The 22646-nt window shown below is 63.9% G+C and carries 19 protein-coding genes and 1 tRNA gene; 16 read left to right on the forward strand and 4 right to left on the reverse strand.

Annotated features, from left to right (window positions below; translation table 11 throughout):
• Position 1 precedes the first annotated feature (1 nt).
• Positions 2 to 4819, reverse strand: a complete 4818-nt coding sequence (locus DXH78_RS04965; RefSeq protein ID WP_245416737.1) for an NAD-glutamate dehydrogenase — start codon at positions 4817 to 4819, stop codon at positions 2 to 4.
• A 296-nt stretch (positions 4820 to 5115) separates the two neighbouring features.
• On the opposite strand from DXH78_RS04965, the gene DXH78_RS04970 reads away from it, so the two are divergent.
• The 6 genes from DXH78_RS04970 to DXH78_RS04995 all read left to right on the forward strand — a co-directional run bounded on the left by DXH78_RS04970 (position 5116) and on the right by DXH78_RS04995 (position 12105).
• On the forward strand, positions 5116 to 5757 hold the full coding sequence (locus tag DXH78_RS04970; RefSeq protein WP_115516019.1) for a peroxidase-related enzyme: 642 nt from the start codon (positions 5116 to 5118) through the stop codon (positions 5755 to 5757).
• A gap of 110 nt (positions 5758 to 5867) precedes the next feature.
• Positions 5868 to 7616 carry a gamma-glutamyltransferase gene (ggt, locus tag DXH78_RS04975; RefSeq protein ID WP_115516020.1) on the forward strand — a complete coding sequence of 583 codons (1749 nt, stop codon included), beginning with the start codon at positions 5868 to 5870 and terminating at the stop codon, positions 7614 to 7616.
• 22 nt (positions 7617 to 7638) lie between these two features.
• Complete coding sequence (locus DXH78_RS04980; RefSeq protein WP_115516021.1) at positions 7639 to 8115, forward strand: YbaK/EbsC family protein; 477 nt, start codon at positions 7639 to 7641, stop codon at positions 8113 to 8115.
• Positions 8116 to 8191: 76 nt separating this feature from the next.
• Entirely contained in the window at positions 8192 to 8782 is a 591-nt protein-coding gene (locus DXH78_RS04985; protein ID WP_115516022.1) for a biotin transporter BioY, read from the forward strand.
• A 282-nt stretch (positions 8783 to 9064) separates the two neighbouring features.
• Entirely contained in the window at positions 9065 to 11116 is a 2052-nt protein-coding gene (locus DXH78_RS04990; protein ID WP_147292573.1) for an autotransporter domain-containing protein, read from the forward strand.
• Between the two features lie 50 nt (positions 11117 to 11166).
• Positions 11167 to 12105, forward strand: a complete 939-nt coding sequence (locus DXH78_RS04995) for a LysR family transcriptional regulator (protein WP_245416738.1) — start codon at positions 11167 to 11169, stop codon at positions 12103 to 12105.
• Here the strand turns inward: DXH78_RS04995 and DXH78_RS05000 are convergent.
• Together DXH78_RS05000 and DXH78_RS05005 are read right to left on the reverse strand one after the other, a co-directional pair.
• A complete protein-coding gene (locus tag DXH78_RS05000) occupies positions 12094 to 13356 on the reverse strand; it encodes a spinster family MFS transporter (RefSeq protein ID WP_115516024.1) in 1263 nt (420 codons plus the stop codon). The genes DXH78_RS04995 and DXH78_RS05000 overlap by 12 nt on opposite strands.
• Before the next feature lie 81 nt (positions 13357 to 13437).
• Positions 13438 to 13512 (reverse strand) — tRNA-Gly (locus DXH78_RS05005).
• Positions 13513 to 13666: 154 nt separating this feature from the next.
• On the opposite strand from DXH78_RS05005, the gene DXH78_RS05010 reads away from it, so the two are divergent.
• From DXH78_RS05010 to DXH78_RS05035, 6 genes are all read left to right on the forward strand, one after another.
• Positions 13667 to 14182, forward strand: a complete 516-nt coding sequence (locus DXH78_RS05010; protein WP_115516025.1) for a prolyl-tRNA synthetase associated domain-containing protein — start codon at positions 13667 to 13669, stop codon at positions 14180 to 14182.
• A 105-nt stretch (positions 14183 to 14287) separates the two neighbouring features.
• Positions 14288 to 15196 (forward strand): thioredoxin, encoded by a 909-nt coding sequence (gene trxA, locus DXH78_RS05015; protein WP_115516026.1) that lies wholly within the window; start codon positions 14288 to 14290, stop codon positions 15194 to 15196.
• A gap of 57 nt (positions 15197 to 15253) precedes the next feature.
• Positions 15254 to 15928: an LON peptidase substrate-binding domain-containing protein gene (locus DXH78_RS05020; protein WP_115516027.1), complete on the forward strand. Its 675-nt coding sequence runs from the start codon at positions 15254 to 15256 to the stop codon at positions 15926 to 15928.
• A 20-nt stretch (positions 15929 to 15948) separates the two neighbouring features.
• Positions 15949 to 16152, forward strand: coding sequence for a Trm112 family protein (locus DXH78_RS05025; protein WP_115516028.1), 204 nt, complete (start codon positions 15949 to 15951; stop codon positions 16150 to 16152).
• 58 nt (positions 16153 to 16210) lie between these two features.
• Entirely contained in the window at positions 16211 to 16840 is a 630-nt protein-coding gene (locus DXH78_RS05030) for a glutathione S-transferase family protein (RefSeq protein WP_115516029.1), read from the forward strand.
• 81 nt (positions 16841 to 16921) lie between these two features.
• Positions 16922 to 17980 (forward strand): Acg family FMN-binding oxidoreductase, encoded by a 1059-nt coding sequence (locus DXH78_RS05035; protein WP_245416739.1) that lies wholly within the window; start codon positions 16922 to 16924, stop codon positions 17978 to 17980.
• A gap of 13 nt (positions 17981 to 17993) precedes the next feature.
• Here the strand turns inward: DXH78_RS05035 and DXH78_RS05040 are convergent, their stop codons facing one another.
• A complete protein-coding gene (locus tag DXH78_RS05040; protein WP_115516031.1) occupies positions 17994 to 19232 on the reverse strand; it encodes a ubiquinone biosynthesis hydroxylase in 1239 nt (412 codons plus the stop codon).
• 71 nt (positions 19233 to 19303) lie between these two features.
• Between DXH78_RS05040 and tesB the strand changes: the two genes are divergently transcribed.
• From tesB to DXH78_RS05060, 4 genes are all read left to right on the forward strand, one after another.
• Positions 19304 to 20173: an acyl-CoA thioesterase II gene (gene tesB, locus DXH78_RS05045; protein WP_115516032.1), complete on the forward strand. Its 870-nt coding sequence runs from the start codon at positions 19304 to 19306 to the stop codon at positions 20171 to 20173.
• 78 nt (positions 20174 to 20251) lie between these two features.
• On the forward strand, positions 20252 to 20590 hold the full coding sequence (locus tag DXH78_RS05050) for a P-II family nitrogen regulator (protein ID WP_115516033.1): 339 nt from the start codon (positions 20252 to 20254) through the stop codon (positions 20588 to 20590).
• 289 nt (positions 20591 to 20879) lie between these two features.
• Entirely contained in the window at positions 20880 to 21218 is a 339-nt protein-coding gene (locus DXH78_RS05055) for a P-II family nitrogen regulator (RefSeq protein ID WP_056912930.1), read from the forward strand.
• A gap of 36 nt (positions 21219 to 21254) precedes the next feature.
• Complete coding sequence (locus DXH78_RS05060; RefSeq protein ID WP_115516034.1) at positions 21255 to 22595, forward strand: ammonium transporter; 1341 nt, start codon at positions 21255 to 21257, stop codon at positions 22593 to 22595.
• Positions 22596 to 22646: the final 51 nt, after the last annotated feature.

The following is a 22646-nucleotide window of genomic DNA, read 5'->3' on the forward strand; positions in this document are numbered from 1 at the left end:
ATCACTCCCTTGCCAGATCGCCCAGCAAACTCGCCGCCACGCTGAGCTTCGACAGCGTCAGCCCCGAGCCGGCAATTTCGTGGATGGCGGCGCGGATACGCTCGACCTCCTGCTTGCGCGGCTTGAGCCATTCTTCCACGGCTTGCGCGCCTGCATGACCGTTACCGACCATCGCCGAGGTTAAACGCCGTTCGGCGTCGCCGATCTGGTCGACGGCGCGGTCGAGCGCGAGGCGGTCGAAATAATCCGACACGACAATGCCCGGCACCGCGCTCGCGACTCTGTCGAGCTGGAAGAAGGCTTCGGTCGCGAAATAGGTGGCGGTCACTTCGGCGATCGGCTTCCCGGCGCGGTCGGCCACCATGACGATATCCGGCGCCGCCTTGGTCAGCGCCAGATTGGCGATGCGGCGCGCAAGGGCATCCGGCACACCGCCGCGTGTCAGCTCCGCGATGCGCGCGTCGCGCGCCGCAGCCGCCGGCTTCGGCAGCGCCGTGTCCAATGCCGATTCGACCTGGGTAATACCGTTGCGATAATGCGCGACAATGGCCTCGAGGCCGCCCTTGAGATCGACATTGCGAAGGAACCAGACCAGACGATCGAGCAGCAGATCCTGCACGGCGGCGTAAAGCGCCAACTGCGTGGCGCCGGGTATTTTGTTGTCGAGCATGTCGATCTCGCCGTTGAGATCGATCAGGTCGTAGCTGTTGCGCACGGCGGCAAAAGCCGCCGCGATCTGCGCCGGCGCGGCGCCAGTCTGGTCGGCGATGCGCACGATCAAGGTGGCGCCGCCCCGGTTGATCATCGAATTTGTGAGCTGCGTGGCGATGATCTCGCGGCGCAGACGATGCGATTGCAGCGCGCCAGCATAGCGCTCCGTCATTTCCTTCGGGAAATAGCGGTTGATTTCGCGGCCGAGGAACGGATCGTCCGGCACGTTCGAATCGAGCAGTACCGAGTAGAGCGTGAGCTTGGCATAAGCGAGCAGCACCGCCAGTTCCGGCCGCGTCAGCGGCAGGTTGCGCTTGCGCCGATCGGCGAGCGCCATCTCGTCAGGCAGATACTCCACCGCGCGGTCGAGCAGGCCCTGCTGTTCCAGCGTCTGCATCAGGCGTTGCTGGAAGCCGAAGTCTTCCAGGCCGCGCCGCTGCGCCAGCGACAGCGCCAAAGTCTGCTGATAATTGTTGCGCAGCACGAGCCTTGCGACCTCGTCGGTCATGTCGGCAAGTTCGGCGTTGCGCTGTTCGAGCGTCAGCCGGCCGGTCCGCAACGATTCGGCATAGGCGATCTTGATATTGACCTCGACATCGGAGGTGTTGACGCCGGCCGAGTTGTCGATGGCGTCGGTGTTGAGTCGCACGCCGTTGAGAGCGGCTTCGATACGGCCGCGCTGAGTCATGCCGAGATTGGCACCTTCACCAACCACCTTGACCTGCAGATCCGCGCCAGTGATGCGGATCGCATCATTGGCGCGGTCACCGGCGGCCTCGTCGCCCTCGGACGCCGCACGCACATAGGTGCCGATACCGCCGAAGAACAGCAGATCAGCCTTCGCTTTCAGGATCGCCTGCATCAGTTGCTGCGGCGTCACCTTCTCGCCGACACCGAGCAGCGTCTGCGCTTCGCCTGACAGCCGGATTTCCTTGGACGCGCGCGGATAAATGCCGCCGCCTTTCGACAGCAGCGACTTGTCGTAATCCTGCCAGCTCGAGCGTGGCAGCGCGAACAGCCGCTGGCGCTCGGCGAAACTCACCTTCGGGTCCGGATTCGGGTCGATGAAAATGTCGCGGTGGTCGAAGGCCGCGACCAGCTTGATCGTATCCTCGCGCAACATGCCGTTGCCGAACACGTCGCCGGACATGTCGCCGACGCCGACCACCGTGAACGGCGTCTCGTGGATGTTGATGTCCATCTCGCGGAAGTGGCGTTTCACCGACTCCCAGGCACCGCGGGCGGTGATACCCATCACCTTGTGGTCATAGCCGGCCGAGCCACCAGAGGCGAAGGCATCGCCCAGCCAGAAGCCGTGCTCGACGGCGAGGCCGTTCGCGATATCGGAGAACGTCGCCGTGCCCTTGTCGGCGGCGACGACGAGATAGGGGTCGTCGCCCTCATGCCGCACCACGCCATCCGGCGGCACGATACTGCCATCCGGCGCGTAATTGTCCGTGATGTCGAGCAGCGTCGAGATGAACAGTTTATACGAGGCGATGCCTTCGGCCATGAACTGGTCACGCGTCGGGTTCTTCGGCATCAGCTTCGGCACGAAACCGCCCTTGGCGCCGACCGGCACGATCACCGCATTCTTGACCTGCTGCGCCTTGACGAGGCCGAGGACCTCGGTGCGGAAATCCTGCGGCCTGTCGGACCAGCGGATGCCGCCACGCGCCACCTTGCCGAAGCGCAGGTGAATGCCCTCGACACGCGGCGAATAAACAAAGATCTCATACAAGGGCCGCGGCAGCGGCATTTCGGTGAGCCTGCCGCTTTCGAACTTGATGGCGATGAGCGGCTTGAGCTGACCGTCTTTGTCGGTCTGGAAATAGTTGGTGCGGATTGCCGACTGCACTGCATTGACGAAGAAGCGCAGAATGCGGTCCTCATCCAGGCTGTCGATCTTCGTCAACCCATCCTCGATGCGGATGGCAATCGCCTTCTGCTTGTCATCGCGGCCTTCCGCCGCTTCCGATCTCGGATCGAAGCGCGCGTGAAACAGCTCAACGATGTCGCTGGTCACAGCGGCATGCTTCACCAACGTCGCCCACATATAGTCCTGCGAATGCGGCACGCGGATCTGGCGCAGGTAGCGCGACAAGGTGCGGATCAACGCCACATCACGCCAGCCAAGCCCGCTGGCCAACGTCAGCGCGTTGAAACCGTCATTCTCGGCGCCGCCACGCATGATGTTGAGAAATGCGGCTTCCAGCCGCGCCTTGCCGGACTGGACTTCGATCGCTTCGCCATCACCGCGTGTCAGCAGCATATCGTGGAACCACAGCTTGTCGCCGTGGCCGGGGGCGATGCGATAGGTGCGCTCGTCCACCACCTTGAAGCCCATGTTTTCCAGCACGGGCACGCGTTCAGACAACGGCAGAGGTCGCCCCAGACTCCACACCTTGAGGCTGACATTGTTCTGCTCGTGCTCGTCGTGATGCCGAATATCGACCGCCAGCGGCCGGTCTTCCGACAAGGTCTCGATGGCACGAACGTCGCCGGCCGCGCTCGCCGGCGGGTAATAGTCATGAAAGTCCGCCGTGAAGGCGTCGCGATAGCGTTCGAACAGCGCACGCGCCTTTTCCGGCGCATGGGCAGCGATCAACGCATCGGCCAGCCCGTCGGTCCAGCTGCGCACGATCAGCGAGACTTCGCGCTCAAGCACATCGCGCGACACGTCCACCGCCTCGCCGCCGGTGCGGCTTATGACGTAGTGGACGCGAACCAGCGGGCCCTCCGGGAAGAACGGCATGAACGTCGCGACCTCGCCGCCGAACGCTTTGGCGAGATAGTTGCCGATGCGCTCGCGAATTACGCTGCCGTAACGTTCGCGTGGCACGTAAGCCAGAACCGAGACAAACCGATCGAACCGATCACGACGCGCCAGAACCCGCACCCGCGGACGTTCGTCGAGACGCATGATCGCCATGGCGAAGTCATAAAGCGTGTCGGCGTCGACCTGGAGCAGCTCATCGCGCGGGTATTGCTCCAGCACGTTGGCCAGCGCCTTGGCCGAATGGCTGCCCGGGACGAACCCTGCACGCTGTTCGATCGCCGCGATCTTGCGCCGCACATAGGGGATGGTGCGCGCCGACCGCGTATAGGCTACCGACGTGAACAAACCGACGATGCGGTGCTCGCCGACGAGATTCCCGTCCGCGTCGTATTTCTTGACACCGACATAGTCGAGAAATGTCCGGCGGTGAACGTGCGACACGCTCATCGTCTTGGCGACAATCAGCGGGTGCGGTTCGTTGAAAAACGATTTCAGTTCAGGCGTCAGCTCGAGCCGCTCGTCGCCACGCCTGAGGATGTGGAGATCGCGCCCCTTGAGAATACCGAGGCCGGTCTCGAAGTCTGGATCGAGGGCATCGCCGCTGCGATCGTAGTCGCGCATGCCGAGGAATGTGAAATGGTCGTCGGCCAGCCATTGCAGGAACTGCACGGCTTCGCCGATTTCGTCCACCGGCAACGGCGGCGGATTTGTCTTGAGATCGCTGATGACGGCATGGATGCGTTCCAGCATCCGCCGCCAGTCGGTGACAGCGAGACGAACCTCGACGAGGATGCGCTCGACGGCCGCGACGATCTCGCCACGCACCACCGGATCGTCGACCGGTTCCAGATGAATGTGAATGAAACTCTCGCGCGTGCCGCCCGACTCGGCCGTGCCGGCGAGCGTGCCGCTTTCGCGCTTCACGTTGATTACCGGATGCGCAACGAAGCGCACGTCGAGACGGCGCTCGGCGATTTCGCCCATTACCGAATCGAACAGGAACGGCATGTCGTCGTTGACGACCTCGACGATGGTGATGCTGCGCGACGAGGTCGACGTATCGATCTTTAACGTCTCGCAACGGACCTTCGGCTTGCCGGGCTCCCGTTCGAGGAGAAACTGCCAAGCCCGCTCCGCAAGCTGCGCGAGCTCGGCCGGCTCGTAACGCACGATATCCTCCGGCACGACCTGACCGAACAACACGCCGACAAAGTTCTTGGGAATGCCGGGCTGTCGCGCGGCCAGTTCGGTGGCTGCCTGCGCGATCGCCGCATTGGCGGCCGCGTGCTCGGCATCATCATGGGCAATGGCGGCCGGTTTATCGAGCACGGGTGACCTCATAAGGAAGGCGGGCTGAAGGTCTGATCCGGAGCCAAGACCGCTTCGCTGGATTCTGTGCAATCCGGGGAATCGGTCTCGGTTGACTGACAGTCTTCACTGTCCCGAGGTGTTGGTCGAGAGCAGCCCATCAAATAGCGATGGAGCGTGACCGCTTTATGTTTGGGCCGTGACCTGATCCAACCCGCTGATAATCAAAATGAATATCAAGGCCATCGGCTATATTCGACCAGCCCGAAGCATTGTAGGCTCGGCGCGACGTAATAATTTTTTTGGCAGGTGGACACATGGCCGGGACCGTCACCAAAAGCACAGGCAGGAAAGCCTCAGCACCCGCAAAAGCCGCAGCAAATCCGGCGACGCCTGATGACGAGCCGATCATCGCGCTCAAACTGCCGGCGGGCGAGCTGTCGCCCGCGATGACGGCCTACTTCCAGAAGTGCCAGGACAAGCTCGGTTTCATCCCGAACGTGCTCATGGCCTACGCCTTCGACAGCGCCAAGCTCGAAGCCTTCGCCGCCATGTACAACGATCTCATGCTCGCACCGAGCGGCCTGTCCAAACTCGAGCGCGAAATGATCGCGGTTGCGGTGTCGGCGCAGAACCGCTGCTATTACTGTCTCACGGCACATGGCGCCGCCGTGCGCCAGTACTCCGGCAATCCGCTGCTCGGCGAACAGATCGTCATGAACCACCGCGTCGCCAGACTCGACAAGCGCCAGCGCGCCATGCTCGATTTCGCCGTCAAGCTCACCAATACGCCGGCCGAAATCGAAGAACCGGATCGTGACACGTTGCGCCGCGCCGGCTTTTCCGATCGCGACATCTGGGACATTGCGGCGATCACCGGCTTCTTCAACATGTCGAACCGCGTCGCCGCCGCCACCGACATGCGGCCGAATCCGGTCTATCACGGCCAGGCAAGATAGTGTTCTTGAGCGAAGCTATATGCTCCGTTCGTTCCCGCGAAAGCGGGAACCCGACAAGGTAAAGAACTGGGTCTCCGCTTTCGCGGAGACGAACGGGTAAGATCAACGCCATGTTCAAGCGCTTCATCGTATCGACCGTCGCCCTCGTCCTCACAGCTTCGCTGGTGCTGGCGCAATCGACGCCGCAGCTGCAGACCTCGCAGACGTCTTTTCCAGCAGCGCAAGGCATTGTCGGCCAGAACGGCATGGTGGTGGCGCAGGAGCGCATCGCCGCGCGCATCGGCGTCGAGATTCTCGATCGCGGCGGCAACGCCGTCGATGCCGCGGTGGCCGTCGGCTTTGCCATGGCTGTGACCTATCCACGCGCCGGCAATCTCGGCGGCGGCGGCTTCATGGTGATCCATCTCGCCAAGGACAACCACAACACCGCCATCGACTATCGCGAGACCGCGCCGGCCGCGGCAACGCCGGACATGTTTCTTGACGCGCAGGGCAATCCCGATCCGGTGAAATCGCGCGATTCGGGATTGTCGGTCGGCGTGCCCGGCACCGTCGCAGGGCTGGCGATGGCCCGCGAGAAATACGGCTCCGGCAAACTGTCTCTGTCCGACCTGCTGCAGCCCGCCATTCGTCTGGCCGAACAGGGCTTCGCCGTTCAGGACGACACCGCCGACTCGCTGCCGAGCGCGGCGAAGAAACTGGCGCGCTGGCCGTCGTCGGCGTCGATCCTGCTCAAGAATGGCGGCCAGCCGCTTGAAGCCGGCGACCGCCTGATTCAGTCCGATCTCGCCGACACGCTGAAAGCCATTGCCGCCAAAGGCCCGGACGGATTCTATCGCGGCGACGTCGCGCGGAAGATCGCATCGGCTGTGCGCGACGCCGGCGGCATCATGACCGCGGACGACCTCGCCCATTATCGCGCCGTCGAGCGCGACGTCATCAAGGGGACCTATCGCGGCTATGACATCGTCTCGATGCCGCCGCCATCGTCCGGCGGCGTGCATCTGGTCGAGATGCTCAACATCCTCGAAGGCTACGATCTCGCCAAACTCGGCCGCAACGACGAGGCGCTGCATGATTTCATCGAGGCCATGAAGCGCGCCTATGCCGATCGCGCCGTCTATATGGGCGATCCGGATTCGGTGAAGATGCCGATTGCCGGCCTGATCTCGAAGAAATACGCCGCGTCACTGCGCGCCACCATCACCGCCAAGGCGACGCCGTCGTCCGACATCAAGGCCGGCCAGCCGGCCGATTTCGAGGGCCAGAACACCACGCACTTCTCCGTCATCGACCGCGACGGCAATGCGGTGTCGAACACCTACACGCTCAACTTTTCCTACGGTCTCGGCCTGATCGCCGACGGCACCGGCGTGCTGCTCAACAACGAGCTCGACGACTTCACCGCCAAGGCCGGCGCCTCGAACGCCTATGGCCTCGTCGGCTTCGCCGCCAATTTGCCGGCACCGAACAAACGCCCGCTGTCGTCGATGACGCCGACCATTGTGCTGAAGGACGGCAAGCCGTTCATCGTCACCGGCTCGCCCGGCGGCAGCCGCATCATCACCGCGGTGTTGCAGGTCGTCACCAATGTCATCGACTTCCACATGACGATCGCCGAAGCGGTGACGGCGCCGCGCATCCATCATCAATGGATGCCGGACATCGTCTATGTCGAAAGCGGCTTCCCGCAAGCCGTGCTTGACGGCCTTGCCGCGCGAGGCCACACGCTCGAAGCGACACGGCCCGCGACATCGGGCAATTCGATTCAGGTCCTGCCGAAAACCGAATTCCAACCGCAACGTTATGTCGGCGCCGCCGATCCCCGCACGCGCGGTTCGCTGGCCGCCGGCTATTGAGGAAGCCCCAGAGAAGAGATCCATGAACGAAACCACGCCATCCGTCGAACGCGTGCGCGCTGCTTTGCTCGCCGCCGGTCAGCCCGACACCATCGACGTCTTTCCCGACGGCACCCGCACCGCGCAGGACGCCGCCAACGCAGTCGGCTGCACGGTGGCGCAGATCGCCAAGTCCATCGTGCTGCGCGCCGCTGACCGGGTGGTGCTGGTCGTCGCCTCCGGCGCCAATCGCGTCGACACCGCCAAGGTAGCCGCCCTGCTCGGCCAGCCGGTCAAGCCGGCCGACGGGCGCTGGGTGCGCGACGTCACGGGCTTTGCCATCGGCGGCGTCGCCCCGGTCGGCCATCAAAGCCCGCCGCGCATTTTCATCGACCAGGACCTGATGGCGCTGGACCCAATCTGGGCCGCGGCCGGATCACCGCGCCATGTATTCCGGACCTCAGCCAAGGCGCTGGCCGGCATGACAGGCGGCACCGTGGCGGATATCCGGGAGGGCTGAAGGGCGGGGGCCGGACTTTTCGGACGCGCTGCGATAGGCTACCAAGGGACACGAGATTCATGCGAAAGGACGTTTGATGAAGCGCCTGTTCAAATCCGCCGCCGCCGTTGCCACCAAGGACGACATCGGCTCCCGCCTGATGTTCGGCTTCGCCGCCGTGGTGGTCGGCTCGTTGCTGCTGACGGCGTCGGCACGCACGCAGATCCCGTTCTGGCCGGTGCCGATGACCATGCAGACCATGGCCGTCATCGTGATCGGCATGACTCTCGGCTCGCGTCTCGGCCTCATCGTCGTCGCCGCTTACGTGCTCGAGGGCCTGATGGGCCTGCCGGTGTTCGCCAACACGCCGGCCCGCGGCGCGGGTCTCGCTTATCTGATGGGTCCGACCGGCGGCTATCTCGCCGGCTTCTGCGTTGCCGCTTACGTCTCGGGCTGGCTTGCCGAGCGCGGCTTTGGCCACGACCTGTTCAAGGCTTCGCTGGTCAACATCATCGGCACGCTGATCATCCTCACCTTCGGCTATGCCTGGCTCGCGCATCTGATCGGACCGGTGAAGGCCTATGCCGCCGGCGTTCACCCGTTCCTGCTGTCGTCGCTGGTCAAGATCGGCCTCGGCGCCGTGCTCGCCGTCCTGATCGCGCGCTCGCCGCTGAAGCTGCGGCGCTAAAGTCAAAAACGACACCGCTGAAAATGAAAAGCCGGAGCGAAAGCTCCGGCTTTTTTTATCGGCCGTGTCGAAACGATCATGCTCCCTCTGGCGCTGCCGGCAAGGCGAAATCCCGTCGATCCGTTGCGGGATGGCACATTCGTAATTCAGACGCTGCGAAGGCCGTCATTATTCGGAAATCAGATAATGCTCATTCAGCCTTAGAATTTTTCAGGGCTTAACGCTCTCTATACCGTCCCGCCGACCGCCGTTTAGCGGTCGCGCGTAGGGGTGGTGGAAGACGTGCAAGTTTATAAGAAGAGCGGCGCGAACATTCGCAGCCGCGCGCCATCTGCAACACATTCCCTGAACCGCCTGCACGCGGCGTTGCTGGCCTCGACCATGATTGTCGGCGCGCCGGCTCTGTCAGAAGCCGCCGATATCCAGACCCTCGGCTCGCTTGGCGGCAGTGCGGTCTTCCTCGGGTCGAACCCCATTTCGGCGGACGGCACCGTGGTCGTCGGCGCCAGCAACATCACCGGAAACACCGCGCGCCACGCCTTCCGCTGGAGTGGCGGCGTGATGACCGACATCGGCACCCTACCGGGCGGCGGCACCTATAGTCGCGCCTATGGCGTGTCGGGCGATGGCAATGTGGTTGTCGGCGAGGCCTCGATCGCGGGGGACGCCATCAACCATGCCTTCAGCTGGACCGCCGGCGGCGGCATGATCGACCTCGGTACGCTCGGCGGCAGCAACAGCTTGGCCTATGCCGCTTCCGCCAATGGCTCCGTCATCGTCGGCCGGAGCGAGATCACCGGCAATACGAACACGCGCGCCTTCCGCTGGAGCGGCGGCGTGATGACCGATCTCGGCACGCTCGCCGGCCATACCGATAGTGAAGCCGTCGGCGTCTCCGCTGATGGCAGTGTCGTGGCAGGCAACTCGTCAGATCCAGCCATGGGCACGTCCATTGCCTTCCGCTGGGTCGGCGGCGTCATGACCGGTCTCGGCACGCTCGGCGGCGTCACTTCCACTGCTGCCGCGCTGTCAGCGGACGGCTCCACGGTGGTCGGAGTGGCCGACAATAGCGTTTCCGGCCACGCCTTTCGCTGGAACAGCGGCGTGATGACCGATCTTGGAACGCTTGGCGGCATCCAAAGCAACGCCAACGCTGTTTCGGCCAATGGCGCCGTCGTGGTTGGTTCTGCCGAGGACGCGGGCTTCGTGACACGGGCCTTCCGCTGGACCGCGGCGACCGGAATGCAATCCGTGGAGAGCCTGCTGGCCACCGCCGGTGTCAGTTTGGCGCCGGGCCGTTACCTTCAAAACGCGAATGGCGTCTCGGCCGACGGCTCGGTCATCGTCGGCAAGTACGATAACGGCCCTTTGTATATTGCCCGTCTGTCGTCATCCGCCACTGGCATCATCACCACCGACGAAGCCGCGCGCTCCTTCGCCAGCCTCGGCGCACTCGGCCAGACCGGCAATGCCGCGATCAGCTCCAGCCTCGGCACCATGAGCCAGTACGCCACGCAGACGCAAAACGGCGGCAGCAATCCCAATGCGCAATTCTCGGTGTTCGCGACCGGCGGCTACGACACCGACCCGACCGCGTCGGGCTCGCTCGGCCTGACCATGAAGCTGGGCAATAACATCATCGCCGGCGCGATGCTGGAGGCCGATCATATCAAAACCAACATGGCGACGAACGGCGGCGCCAAGATGAATGGCGGCGGCGGCGGCCTGTTCATCGCCGCCATGCCGGACACTGGCCTGCAATGGCTGGCCTCCGCCAGCGTGCTGACGATCAAAGGCGACATCACGCGCGGCTATCTCAACGGCAATGCGCCGGCATCCTCGACCGGCAGCACCCGGGGCAACGGCTTCGGCGCATTGGCGCGCATCGGCTGGGCCTTCGACGCGATGAAGGGCGTCAAGATCACGCCCTTCGCGTCCTACACACTGACCAGCATCAAGTTCAACGGCTACACCGAAACCGACGGCGTGTTCGCGGCGCAGATCGACGACTTCACCGATCGCGCGCAGACGTCACGGCTCGGCGCCGATGCGCGCTACACTTTCGCGCCCGGCCAATGGCTGTGGGGCGGCCTGACCTGGGCGCATCGCGTCGATGGCGGCAAGACGGCGGACGTCTCCGGCACGCTGATCGGCCTGTTTCCCATCGGCACGACCGGCGTCGCCTTCGCCAAGGACTGGGCCGAAGCGACGGCCGGCATTCGTCTGCCGCTCGGCACAGCAGGCAGCGCGGTGACGGCATCGGTGACGGCATCGATCCCCAGCCATCAGGCGACAACCTACATGGCCCGCATCGGCCTGTCGCAGAGCTTCTAGCGCCGTTTGCCTGCGATTTGCGGGCTCGATAAGGTCGCCCGGAAGAGCTGATGCTCGCCCGGGACATCGATTCATCCGCAATGGCCGTCAATCTCAAGAAGCTCGACCTGAACCTGCTCGTCATCTTTGAAGCGGTTTATTCGACGCAGAACATCAGCCAGGCCGCCACCCGCCTCGCCATGAGCCAGCCCGCCGTGTCCAACTCGCTGGCGCGGTTGCGCGAGATGCTCGAGGACCCGCTGTTCGTGCGCGCGCCGGGCGGCGTCGAGCCGACGGTGCGGGCGCGCGAATTGATTGTCCCGATCCGCGAAGCGCTTGGTTTGATCGACCGCCAGATCGCCCCGGCGGGCGACATCGATCTGGCGACCTACAAACGCAATTTCCGCATCATCATCAGCGACAATCTCGAAGTGCTCATGATGCCCGCCATCGCGCGCACCCTGGCGGCGGATGCGCCGGGCATCAGCATCGAATGCGTGCAGGGCGATCGCAATTTCGCCGAGGAAGTGCGATCCGGCAAAATCGATCTGGCCTGCTTTCCGTTTCCCATCGACACGACCGACATCGTCACCAAGGCGATCTGTCCACTCGATGTCGTCGTTGTCAGCCGGCGCAATCATCCGGGCATCAATGGCGTTCTCGATCTCGAAACATTCTGCCGCATGCCGCAGATTGCACTCGGCCGCGAGCTGCGCGGTCTGACGAATATCGACAAGGCACTGGTCGCCAAGGGGATGGAGCGGCGAATTGCCTACATGGCCGCCAAGCTCTGGTCGATCCCACCGCTGGTCGAGCGGACCGATCTGATCGGCATGCTGCCGCGCCGCTTTGTCGAGGCCATCGCCGACAACTACCGGCTCGATATCCACGAAGTGCCGACCGGCCTCGAAGAGCAGCACGCCTACATGATGTGGCACACCAACAGCGAGCACGACGCCGGCCATCGCTGGCTGCGCGAATCGATGCTGCGGGCCACCTTATTGAACTGATCCTGGCGACGCGGCGAGCCGCTGGCCCGCTATGATGAAATGAATGCCGCCCCACAGCCCGATGATGTGCAGCGCGGCCAGTGAATGGCCGAGTGAACTCGACGTTGCGGCGAACAGCCATTCGCTCATCATGCCGACCGTCAACGGCCCGATGCCAAGACCGATCAGGTTGATCGTCATCAGGAAGATCGCCGACACCGCCGGGCGCAATGGCGGCGCGGTGCGGTTGTGCAGGACCGAAATGGAGGGCCCGAGATAGAGCGTGCCGACCATGGCAGGAAGCACGAACGCGGACAGCGCAATGGCTGTGTTACTGCTGAGATAGAATAACATGACCAGTGGTTTGGTCACGATATAGGCGATGCCGACGATCCAGAGCGACAAACGGATATCCTTGCGGCGAAGCCGGTCGGACAACCTGCCGCCGGCAAAGGCACCGATAGCGCCGCCAATGCCGACGACCGTGGCCAGATAGACGCCGACCGTCGGCAACCCCATCCCGTGCGTGCGCACCAGATAAGACGGCGCCCAGGTCAGCGCCGCATAACCGACGGCCGCGGTGATGCTGGAGCCGATGATCGTGTGCCGCAGCGCGCTGTCGGAGAGCAGCGTGCGCGCCGCCTCACGCAGCAACGTCAATGTCGGCGCACTGCGCAACGCCGCGCTGCGCGCGTCGTCGCTGCGGGCCGGCTCGGACACCGTGAAGCGCATCAGCAGTGCAACGGCGAGCGTCAGCAGACCGGCGACAAAGAAGGCCGTGCGCCAGCCGTAGCGATGACCGATAAAAGCGCCGGCCAGGAAAGCAATGAAGATGCCGAGATTGATGCCGGCCGACCAGGCCGACATCGCACCGGCGCGTTCATGCGGTTGATACAGATCCGAGATGATGGAATGCGAGGCCGGCATCGCACCGGCTTCGCCGGCGCCGGTGCCGATGCGCGTCAGCAGCAGTTGCCAGTACGACTGCGCGACGCCGAACAGGAAGGTGGTGGCGCCCCAGATGACGGCGGCAGCGGCGATCAGATTGCGCCGGCTGTGCTTCACGGCCCAGAGCGCTGCGGGAATGCTGAGCGCCGCGTAGATCGCAGCGAAGGCCAGGCCCGACAAAAGACCGAGCTGCACATCGGAGAGGGTGAATTCCTGCCGGATCGGCTCGAGCAGGATCGACATCAGTTGCCGATCGAGCTGGTTGAGCGTGGACAACGCAACCAGCACGCCGAGCACGTAGCCGCGCCGGTTCATGACGCTCATGCGCGCCGTCGACCCAGCGAAGCAAGACAACGATTTGAGATCAAAAGGCTCATGCTAACTTACTGTAGCATCGAGCGAAACTGGAGCGGGCGAAGGGATTCGAACCCTCGACCCCGACCTTGGCAAGGTCGTGCTCTACCCCTGAGCTACACCCGCATCCGGCAGTACATTGGCCGATCAAGACTTTATCGGCCGCCAAGGGGGGCTCTATGCCAAATGCGGCGGGGCTTTGCAATGGGGGAATTCCCGGCATTAATGGCCGCCCGGCGCCGGGAACCCCGCCGTGCCCTGAAGCTCCGAAAGTCCCGCAATGCCCACGACCCCTGACCAGCTTTTCGCCTTTCTCGACAGCCTTGGCCTCGCCCACCCGACCGTGACCCACCCGCCTTTGTTCACGGTCGAGCAGAGCCAGTCGCTGCGCGGCAAAATCCCCGGCGGCCACACCAAAAACCTGTTCCTGCGCGACAAAAAGCAGGCGGTTTACCTGGTCACCGCGCTGGAAGACGCCGAAATCGACCTCAAAGGCTTGCACCGGGTGCTTGGCGCCTCGGGACGGTTCTCGTTCGGCTCGTCCGACCTGCTGCTGGAGCTGCTGGGCGTGACGCCCGGCTCGGTGACACCCTTCGGCGTCATCAACGACCGCGAGGCCCGCGTTACCGTCGTGCTGGACGCCCCGCTGATGGAGCACGCCATCATCAACGCCCATCCGCTGACCAACACCATGACCACGTCGATGGCCCGCGACGACCTCGTCAAATTCCTCGAGGCCACCGGCCACGCCCCGCGAATCGAGCGCGTATCCGGCCTGACGCCTGAGGCCGGCTGACCGCCGGAATTGCCATTTCGCCGGCCCCTCCCCATCTATTTCCGGTGTTCAGAGGCGGCAAACCGGGGTAAAGCCGGAACCGTCGATCAAGGGGTTATAGAGACGATGCTGGGACTGGGCGGCGATACGACAGCGGCGGCGGCCGGTGACCTGATCAAGGACACCACGACGCAAACCTTCATGAAGGATGTCATCGAGGCGTCCAAGGCGCAGCCGGTGCTGGTCGATTTCTGGGCCCCCTGGTGCGGCCCCTGCAAACAGCTCACGCCCGTGCTCGAGAAGGCCGTCAAGGCGGCCAAGGGCAAGGTCAAGCTGGTCAAGATGGACATCGACAAGAACCCGGAAATTCCGGGCCAGATGGGCATCCAGTCGATCCCGGCCGTTGTTGCCTTCGCCAATGGCCAGCCGGTCGACGGCTTCATGGGCGCGCTGCCGGAGTCGCAAGTGATGGCGTTCCTCGAGCGCCTGACCAAAGGCAAGATCGAAGACGAAGGCGCCAATCTGCTCGAAGCCGCTGACGCCGCGCTCGCTGACGGCGACGCCGCCGCGGCCGCCGACATTTATGCGCAACTGCTCAAGGAAGACTCGTCGAACATCGTGGCGCTCGCCGGGCTGGCGCGCTGCTACGTCGCGACCGGCAATTTCGATCAGGCCAAGAAGACGCTGGCCATGATCCCCGAGGCGAAACATAACGACGCTGCGGTCGCCGCGGCGCGCGCCGCGCTCGATCTCGCCATGCAGGCGGAAGCCGCCGGCCCGCTCGACGATCTGCAGAAAAAAGTGGAGGCCGATCCGCTCGATCATCAGGCCCGCGCCGATCTCGCCGCCGCGCTCAACGCCGCCGGCCAGCGCATGGAAGCGGCCGATCATCTGCTCGCCATCGTCAGGAAAGATCGCAAGTGGAACGAGGACGGCGCGCGCAAGCAGCTCGTGCAGTTCTTCGAAGCCTGGGGCGCCACCGATCCGGCGACGCTCGAAGGCCGCAAGAAACTGTCGTCCATTCTGTTTTCGTAAGCCGTGCGCGGTGAACACGCCGTGCTTTCCAACCCCGAGGCATGCCGAGGACGCTCCATGCCGATGAACCCGCGATATCGCAGCCCGGTGGATTTGCCAGGCGTCATTCCGGTGTTCCCACTGGCGGGCGCGCTGCTGCTGCCGCGCGGCCAGTTGCCGCTGAACATTTTCGAGCCGCGTTATCTCGCGATGATCGACGACGCGCTGCGTGACGGCCATCGCCTCATCGGCATGATCCAGCCGGACGGCGTCACCGAATCGCCGCGGCTCAAGCCCGCGCTGTTCAAGGTCGGCTGCGTCGGCCGCATCACCCAGCTCGCCGAAAGCGGCGACGGCCGCTACATCATCGAGCTCACCGGCGTGGCACGCTTCCGCATCGAGGAAGAGCTCACCGTCAACACCGACTACCGGCAATGCCGGGTCACCTATGCGCCGTTTGCCGATGACTTCGTCGCGCGCAAGGGCGAGGATGCCGTGGACCGCGAAGCGCTGCTGCGCGCGCTCACCGACTTCATGACCGCCAACGACATGACCGCCGACTGGGACGACATCAAGCAGGCGCCCACCGAGGCGCTGGTCAACGGGCTGTCGATGATGTCGCCTTACGGCGCGCCGGAAAAGCAGGCGCTGCTGGAAGCGCCCGACCTCAAGACCCGCGCCGAGCTGCTGGTCGCCATTACGGAAATCGAACTCGCCAAGGGTAACGTCGAAGGCGAGCCGCCGCTGCAGTAGCAAACTGTGAGAGCCATCGCATGACCACAACTTCCGTTCCCGAACGACCCGCGCACAGCGTCGATCCGAAGCTGCTGGAAATCCTGGTCTGCCCGCTGACCAAAACCACGCTGGAATACGACGCCGGCAAGCAGGAACTGATCTCGCGCCAGGCCAAGCTCGCTTATCCGATCCGCGACGGCATTCCGATCATGCTGCCGGAAGAAGCGCGACGGCTGGATTGAGTTGCCGCGCCGCGCGTGATCGCGCGGCCTGACAAAAATCGTTCTAGGGAGAAAACGGATGCTCAAAATCTGGGGCCGCAAGACGTCGTCGAACGTGCAGAAGGTCATGTGGGCGGTCGGCGAACTCGGTCTTGCCCATGAGCGCATCGATGTCGGCGGCGCCTTCGGGAAGACCCGCGAGCCGCCTTATTCCGACATGAATCCGAACGCGACGGTACCGACACTCGAAGAGCCGGACGGGTTCACGCTCTGGGAATCCAATACGATCTGCCGCTATCTCGGCGCCAAGTACGACAAGGCCAACGTGCTGGAGCCTCAGGGCATCAAGCAGCGCGCCCGCGCCAGCCAGTGGATGGACTGGCAGCTCTCGGTCATCGGGCCGAACATCACGCCGGTGTTCTGGGGCCTGATCCGCACACCGCCGGAACAGCGCGACATGGCGCTCATCAAGACGATGACCGAAAAGACCGTCGCCAACATGCAGACGCTCGACGCGCAGCTGGCCAAAACCGCCTACGTCGCGGGCGACATGTTCTCTTACGGCGACATTCCCGTCGGCATCATGTGCTACCGCTATGTGCAACTGGTGCCGGAGCGTCCGGCAACGCCGAACCTCGATCGCTGGTATGCTGCGATCTCGTCACGGCAGGCGTTCAAGGATCACGTCGGCGCGGTGCCGCTGAGCTGACGAACTTCCAATCTTCTGGATACAGCGTTAGGGTTTGGGCAACCGACCGTCAGGCACGGCACCATGTTGCGTAGGCACTTCTTGTCGGGAGCATTGGCCGCGGGTGCCGGGGTTGTCCTTGACCCGGTCAACGCCGACGCCGCTTCTCCGACCTACGAGGAAGCCGTCGAACGGACCTGGGGTCCTATTCGAACCGGTCGCGAGCGATTCGAACTGGTGCGCTTCGCGACCTTGGCCGCCAACAGTCACAATACACAACCGTGGACGTTTTCGGTTGCGGAAGACCGCATCACGATACGCCCCGATTTCGCGCGGCGTTGTCCCGCCGTCGATCCGGACAATCATCACCTCTTCGTCAGTCTAGGCTGTGCCGCCGAGAATCTGGTGCACGCCGCAGAAGCGATGGGGCTGCGTGCGGAACCCGATTTCGCCGGAGACAGCATCGTCGTTCGGCTCGCCGGCGGAACGGCGAAACGATCGCCGCTGTTTTCGGCCATAACGGAACGGCAGTGTACCCGCGCCAATTATGACGGCAAGCCTGTCGACAACGAGGCGCTTCGCCTGCTCGAACGAGCGTGTGTCGAGCCCGGCGTGTCCGCCATTGCATTGACCGACTGCGCGCGAATGAAGGTCGTTGGCGATTACGTCGAGCAGGGCAATTCGGCGCAGATGCGCGACAAGGCCTTCATGACCGAGTTGACCGACTGGTTGCGTTTCAGCAAGGCCGACGCCGTCGCGCATATGGATGGCTTGTTTTCGGCAGCCTCGGGCAACCCGGTTCTGCCGGCCTGGCTGGCGCGTGCGTTGTTGAGATTCGTCTTCACGGAGTCGGGCGAGAACAAGAAGTATCGCGAACAAATTGCAAGCTCTGCCGGCATCCTGGTGCTTTCAACCGACGCCAATGATCGCCGTAACTGGATCGCGGCAGGACGCGCGTGTCAGCGCTTCGCCTTGCAGGCGACGGCGCTGGGGCTGAAATATGCGTTCATCAATCAGCCCGTTGAAGTCCCCGAACTGCGACCGCAATTCGCCGCCTATCTTGGCCTTGGCGTACGCAGGCCAGATCTCGTGCTGCGATTTGGCTATGGGCCGTCCTTGCCGAGGTCTTTGCGCCGACCACCCGAGCAGGTGATTGCCTAGCCGGCGGACCGCGCTAAACCATCTCGCCCTTCATCAGCTTCGGCACATCGCCGGTGACGCCGGCGGCCTCGCGGATGAAGGTATGCTTGAGCGCCGGCATGCGCTCAACCAGGCCGAGACCGATGTCGCGTATCAGCCGCAGCGCGTCGGAGTGATTGGAGAACAGCCGGTTGAGCCCGTCGGTCGCGACGCTCATGGTCATCGTGTCGAAGCGGCGCCAGCGCTGATAGCGCTCCAGCACCTGTGGTCCGCCAATATCGAGACCGAGCCGCGCCGCATCCGCGACTGACTCCGCCAGCGCCGCAACATCGCGCAGCCCCATATTGAGACCCTGCCCGGCGATCGGATGGATGACATGCGCCGCATCGCCAATCAGCGCCAGACGTTCGGCGATGAAGGAGCGCGCATTGTAAAGCCCGAGCGGATAGGCGCGGCGCGGACCGGCAAGCTTCAGCTCGCCGAGATGCAGGCCGAAACGCTTTTCCAGTTCGGCGAGGAATTCGTCGTCCGGCAACGCAACGAGACGTTCGGCGTCGCGCGTTCGCTCCGTCCATACGATCGACACCCGGTTGCCGGTGAGCGGCAGGATCGCGAACGGCCCGGCCGGCAGAAAATGTTCTTCGGCGCAGCCATGATGCGGACGTTCGTGCTCGATCGTGGTGACGATGCCGGACTGATTGTAGCTCCAGCCGTGCGTCGCAATGCCGGCCTGCTCGCGGATCGCAGAGCGCGCGCCATCGGCGCCGACCAGAAGACGCGCTTCGATCACGCCGCCGTCGGCAAAGGTCACGCTGACCGCTTTCGCGGTTGTCTCATAATGACGCACCGCGGTTGTTCGCAGATCGACGCCGATATCGCGGGCGCGCGCCACCAGCGCATCGATGAGATAGCGGTTTTCAACCATATGGGCGAAAGGCTCGCCCTCCTCGACTTCGCCGCCGAAGGTCAGGAAGGTCGGCCGCACCGCGTCATCGAGCTTTGAGTCGGTGACCACCATGTCGAGGATCGGCTGCGCCGTCGGCGCGACCGCGTCCCAGACGTCGATGGCTTCGAACAAACGGCGGGCGGCCGCGGCAATCGCGGTGGAGCGTGGATCCTTGGACGGCGTTTGCGCCAGCGCCGGATCGGCGACCGTAACCGTGAAACGATCGCCAAGCGCCTGGCGCAGCGCAATCGCCAGCGCCAGACCGGCGAATCCGGCGCCGCCGACGACCATATTGACCCGCTTTGTTGGCTTGCCCGGCTCAGTCATGGGAGTTCCTTGTCAAACGTGCCGCAGCATAGCACGTTGCCGGGCAGTATGACCTGCCGGGATCGCAGCCCATGACGTCCGCCGTCGCCGACCTCCTCACGATTCTCGACCTCGAATTCCTCGACGTGAACCTGTTTCGCGGCAACTCGCCGCAGGTTGGCTGGCAACGGGTTTACGGCGGCCAGGTGATCGGCCAGGCGCTGGTTGCCGCCATCCGCACCGTCGATCCGGGGCGCTCGCCGCATTCCCTGCACGCCTATTTCCTGCTGCCGGGCGATCCCAAGGTGCCGATCATTTACGATGTCGATCGCATGCGCGACGGCAAGAGCTTCACCACGCGGCGCGTCACCGCCCGCCAGCACGGCCATCCGATCTACTCCATGCTGGTTTCGTTTCATGCCGACGAACCGGACCAGCTATCGCACCAGGCAAAGATGCCGGACGTGCCGCAGCCGGACAAACTGCCCAGCGAGACGGAAGTGCGCAAGAACGTGCTGCCGACCATGCCCGATCCGGTGCGGCGCTACTACGAACGCGAACGGCCGATCGAGCTGCGCCCTGTCGAGTACGAGCGCTATCTCGGCAAGAAGATTCCCGACGGCCGCTTCAATGTCTGGTTCAAGGCCACCGACAGGCTGCCGGACGATCTCGCGATTCATCAATGTGTGCTGGCTTATTCGTCCGATATGGGCCTGCTCGACACCTCGCTGGTGCCGCATGGCCGCACGCTGTTCGAAAAGGAATTCATGGCGGCGAGCCTCGATCATGCGCTGTGGCTACATCGCCCGTTCCGCGCCGACGAGTGGCTGCTCTATTCGCAGGATTCGCCGAACCTGAACGGTGCGCGTGGCTTCTCGCGCGGCCTCATTTTCACGCAGGACGGCACGCTTGTCGCGTCGGTTGCGCAGGAAGGCCTGGTGCGGCTGCGGCGTCAGCCGTAACCCGCAGCGGGGCTATACGGCTTGCCGCAGAGTGCTACTATTTCAAAGCCGGTGCGCCGGAATTGAGGAGCCAGTGCCATGAAACTCGTGACCGCGATCATCAAGCCGTTCAAGCTCGACGCCGTGCGCGAAGCCCTCAACGCCATCGGCGTTCACGGCATGACCGTCACCGAAGTGAAGGGCTATGGCCGGCAGAAGGGCCACAAGGAAATCTACCGGGGCGCCGAATATGCGGTGAGCTTCCTGCCGAAGCTCCGGGTCGAAATCGGGGTCGCGAGCGACCGGACCGAACAGGTGGTCGAGGCGCTGGCGGGCGCGGCGCGCACCGGGGAAATCGGCGACGGCAAGATCTTCGTCGTGCCGATTGATCAGGCGGTCCGCATCCGCACCGGCGAGGTCGACGCCGACGCCCTTTAGGCCGAACGGCGGTATCGAAGTAACGCCTGCGACACTGACTATTTTTTGTGCAGCGGTGCTCAGTCTTGATGCCACAATAGGCTGTGGCCCTAGCGGGTCAGATTAGACGACTCCAGTTTTTGAAATTATATTAGTATTTTCAATAATTTACGACATGCCTGCGCAACTGGCACGCGGTTTGATTCTCTATGTTCGGTCATGCCTGCGAAGCGTGCTTCGTGCGGCCCGGCTCAGTGAAACGGCCCGCACTGCGTGAAGTTCAAAACGGGCTCAAGCGGGGATCGAATCCATGAAAATCGTCATGGCCATTATCAAGCCTTTCAAGCTCGACGAGGTTCGCGACGCTCTGACGTCGATCGGCGTCCAGGGTCTCACCGTCACCGAGGTGAAGGGCTACGGCCGGCAAAAGGGCCACACGGAAATCTATCGTGGGGCTGAATACGCGGTGAGCTTCCTCCCGAAGGTGAAGGTGGAGGTCGCGGTCGCTTCGAACCAGGTCGACAAAGTCATCGGCGCCATTACCGGCGCGGCCAAGACCGGACAGATCGGCGACGGAAAGATTTTCGTCTTCGGGCTGGACAGCGCCGTCCGCATTCGCACCGGCGAAACCGACGCGGCGGCTCTCTAACCACCCGCACAAACATCACCGATAGGAGTTAAGACCATGACGTTGAAGAAGATCTCCAGTGCGGGGCTGCTTGGGCTCGCCGCACTGACGGCCGGCCTGATCGTAGCCGACGGCGCCTTCGCGCAGACCGCTGCGCCGGCTGCCGCTGCTGCGCCGGCCGCTGCCGCCGCGCCCAAACTCGACACCGGCGACACTGCGTGGATGCTGACCTCGACCGCGCTGGTGCTGATGATGACCATCCCCGGCCTCGCGCTGTTCTACGGCGGCATGGTCCGCAAGAAGAACGTGCTGTCGGTCATCACCGCCTGCTTCGCCATCACCTGCCTGGTGTCGATCCTCTGGCTGATCTACGGCTACTCGCTCGCTTTCACCGAAAGCAGCATGAACGCCTATATCGGTGGCCTGTCGAAGGCGTTCTTCGCCGGCGTCACCAACGACACCGTGAACTCGCTGGCCGCGACGATTCCGGAGTGGGTGTTCATCACCTTCCAGATGACCTTCGCGATCATCACCCCGGCTCTGATCATCGGCGCCTTCGTCGAGCGCATCAAGTTCTCGGCGCTGCTGTGGTTCATCGGTCTGTGGCTCACCTTCGTGTATCTGCCGGTCGCGCACTGGGTCTGGGGCGGCGGCTTCCTCGGTACGGCTGGCGTGCTCGACTTTGCCGGCGGCACCGTGGTGCACATCAACGCCGGTATCGCGGGCCTCGTCGGCTGCATCATTGTCGGCAAGCGCAAGGGCTACGGTCACGTCGCCATGGCGCCGCATAACCTGACGCTGTCCATGATCGGCGCCTCCCTCCTCTGGGTCGGCTGGTTCGGCTTCAACGCCGGTTCGGCCGTCGCCTCGAACGCGCTCGCCGGCGCCGCCATGATCAACACCCAGGTTGCCACCGCCGCTGCGGCGCTGGCCTGGATGTTTGCTGAATGGATTGTCGCCAAGAAGCCGAGCCTGCTCGGCATCATCTCGGGCGCCGTTGCGGGCCTCGTCGCCATTACTCCGGCGGCCGGTTTCGTCAACCCGACCGGTGGCTTCATCATCGGCATCCTCGCCGGCGTGGTCTGCTACATCGCCTCGGTGCATGTGAAGAAGGCGCTGGGCTACGACGACTCGCTCGACGTGTTCGGCGTTCACGGCGTCGGCGGCATCCTCGGCGCGATCCTCACCGGCGTGTTCGCCGATGCTGCGATCAACCCGCTCGGCAAGGACGCCAGCGTCGCGACCCAGTTCTACGGCGTCGCCGTCACCATCATCTACACGGCGATCGTCACGGCGATCATCATGTACGTGATCAAGGCGGTGATCGGGCTGCGTCCGACGGAAGCGCAGGAAGAGGAAGGCCTCGACATCACCCTGCACGGCGAAACGGTGCAGTAAGAAACACGCGGCGGCACGGACCTCGCGTTCGTGCTGCCGCCGATCCAGCGG

It is taken from the genome of Undibacter mobilis (genome assembly GCF_003367195.1).
Lineage (GTDB): Bacteria > Pseudomonadota > Alphaproteobacteria > Rhizobiales > Xanthobacteraceae > Pseudolabrys > Pseudolabrys mobilis.

Excerpts from the sequence above, each read along its gene's own strand:
- DXH78_RS04970 (WP_115516019.1), top strand. The coding sequence starts at position 5,116 with ATGGCCGGGACCGTCACCAAAAGCACAGGCAGGAAAGCCTCAGCACCC.
- ggt (WP_115516020.1), top strand. The coding sequence starts at position 5,868 with ATGTTCAAGCGCTTCATCGTATCGACCGTCGCCCTCGTCCTCACAGCT.
- DXH78_RS04980 (WP_115516021.1), top strand. The coding sequence starts at position 7,639 with ATGAACGAAACCACGCCATCCGTCGAACGCGTGCGCGCTGCTTTGCTC.
- DXH78_RS04985 (WP_115516022.1), top strand. The coding sequence starts at position 8,192 with ATGAAGCGCCTGTTCAAATCCGCCGCCGCCGTTGCCACCAAGGACGAC.
- DXH78_RS04995 (WP_245416738.1), top strand. The coding sequence starts at position 11,167 with ATGCTCGCCCGGGACATCGATTCATCCGCAATGGCCGTCAATCTCAAG.
- DXH78_RS05000 (WP_115516024.1), bottom strand. The coding sequence starts at position 13,356 with ATGAGCGTCATGAACCGGCGCGGCTACGTGCTCGGCGTGCTGGTTGCG.
- DXH78_RS05010 (WP_115516025.1), top strand. The coding sequence starts at position 13,667 with ATGCCCACGACCCCTGACCAGCTTTTCGCCTTTCTCGACAGCCTTGGC.
- trxA (WP_115516026.1), top strand. The coding sequence starts at position 14,288 with ATGCTGGGACTGGGCGGCGATACGACAGCGGCGGCGGCCGGTGACCTG.
- DXH78_RS05020 (WP_115516027.1), top strand. The coding sequence starts at position 15,254 with ATGCCGATGAACCCGCGATATCGCAGCCCGGTGGATTTGCCAGGCGTC.
- DXH78_RS05025 (WP_115516028.1), top strand. The coding sequence starts at position 15,949 with ATGACCACAACTTCCGTTCCCGAACGACCCGCGCACAGCGTCGATCCG.
- DXH78_RS05030 (WP_115516029.1), top strand. The coding sequence starts at position 16,211 with ATGCTCAAAATCTGGGGCCGCAAGACGTCGTCGAACGTGCAGAAGGTC.
- DXH78_RS05040 (WP_115516031.1), bottom strand. The coding sequence starts at position 19,232 with ATGACTGAGCCGGGCAAGCCAACAAAGCGGGTCAATATGGTCGTCGGC.
- tesB (WP_115516032.1), top strand. The coding sequence starts at position 19,304 with ATGACGTCCGCCGTCGCCGACCTCCTCACGATTCTCGACCTCGAATTC.
- DXH78_RS05050 (WP_115516033.1), top strand. The coding sequence starts at position 20,252 with ATGAAACTCGTGACCGCGATCATCAAGCCGTTCAAGCTCGACGCCGTG.
- DXH78_RS05055 (WP_056912930.1), top strand. The coding sequence starts at position 20,880 with ATGAAAATCGTCATGGCCATTATCAAGCCTTTCAAGCTCGACGAGGTT.
- DXH78_RS05060 (WP_115516034.1), top strand. The coding sequence starts at position 21,255 with ATGACGTTGAAGAAGATCTCCAGTGCGGGGCTGCTTGGGCTCGCCGCA.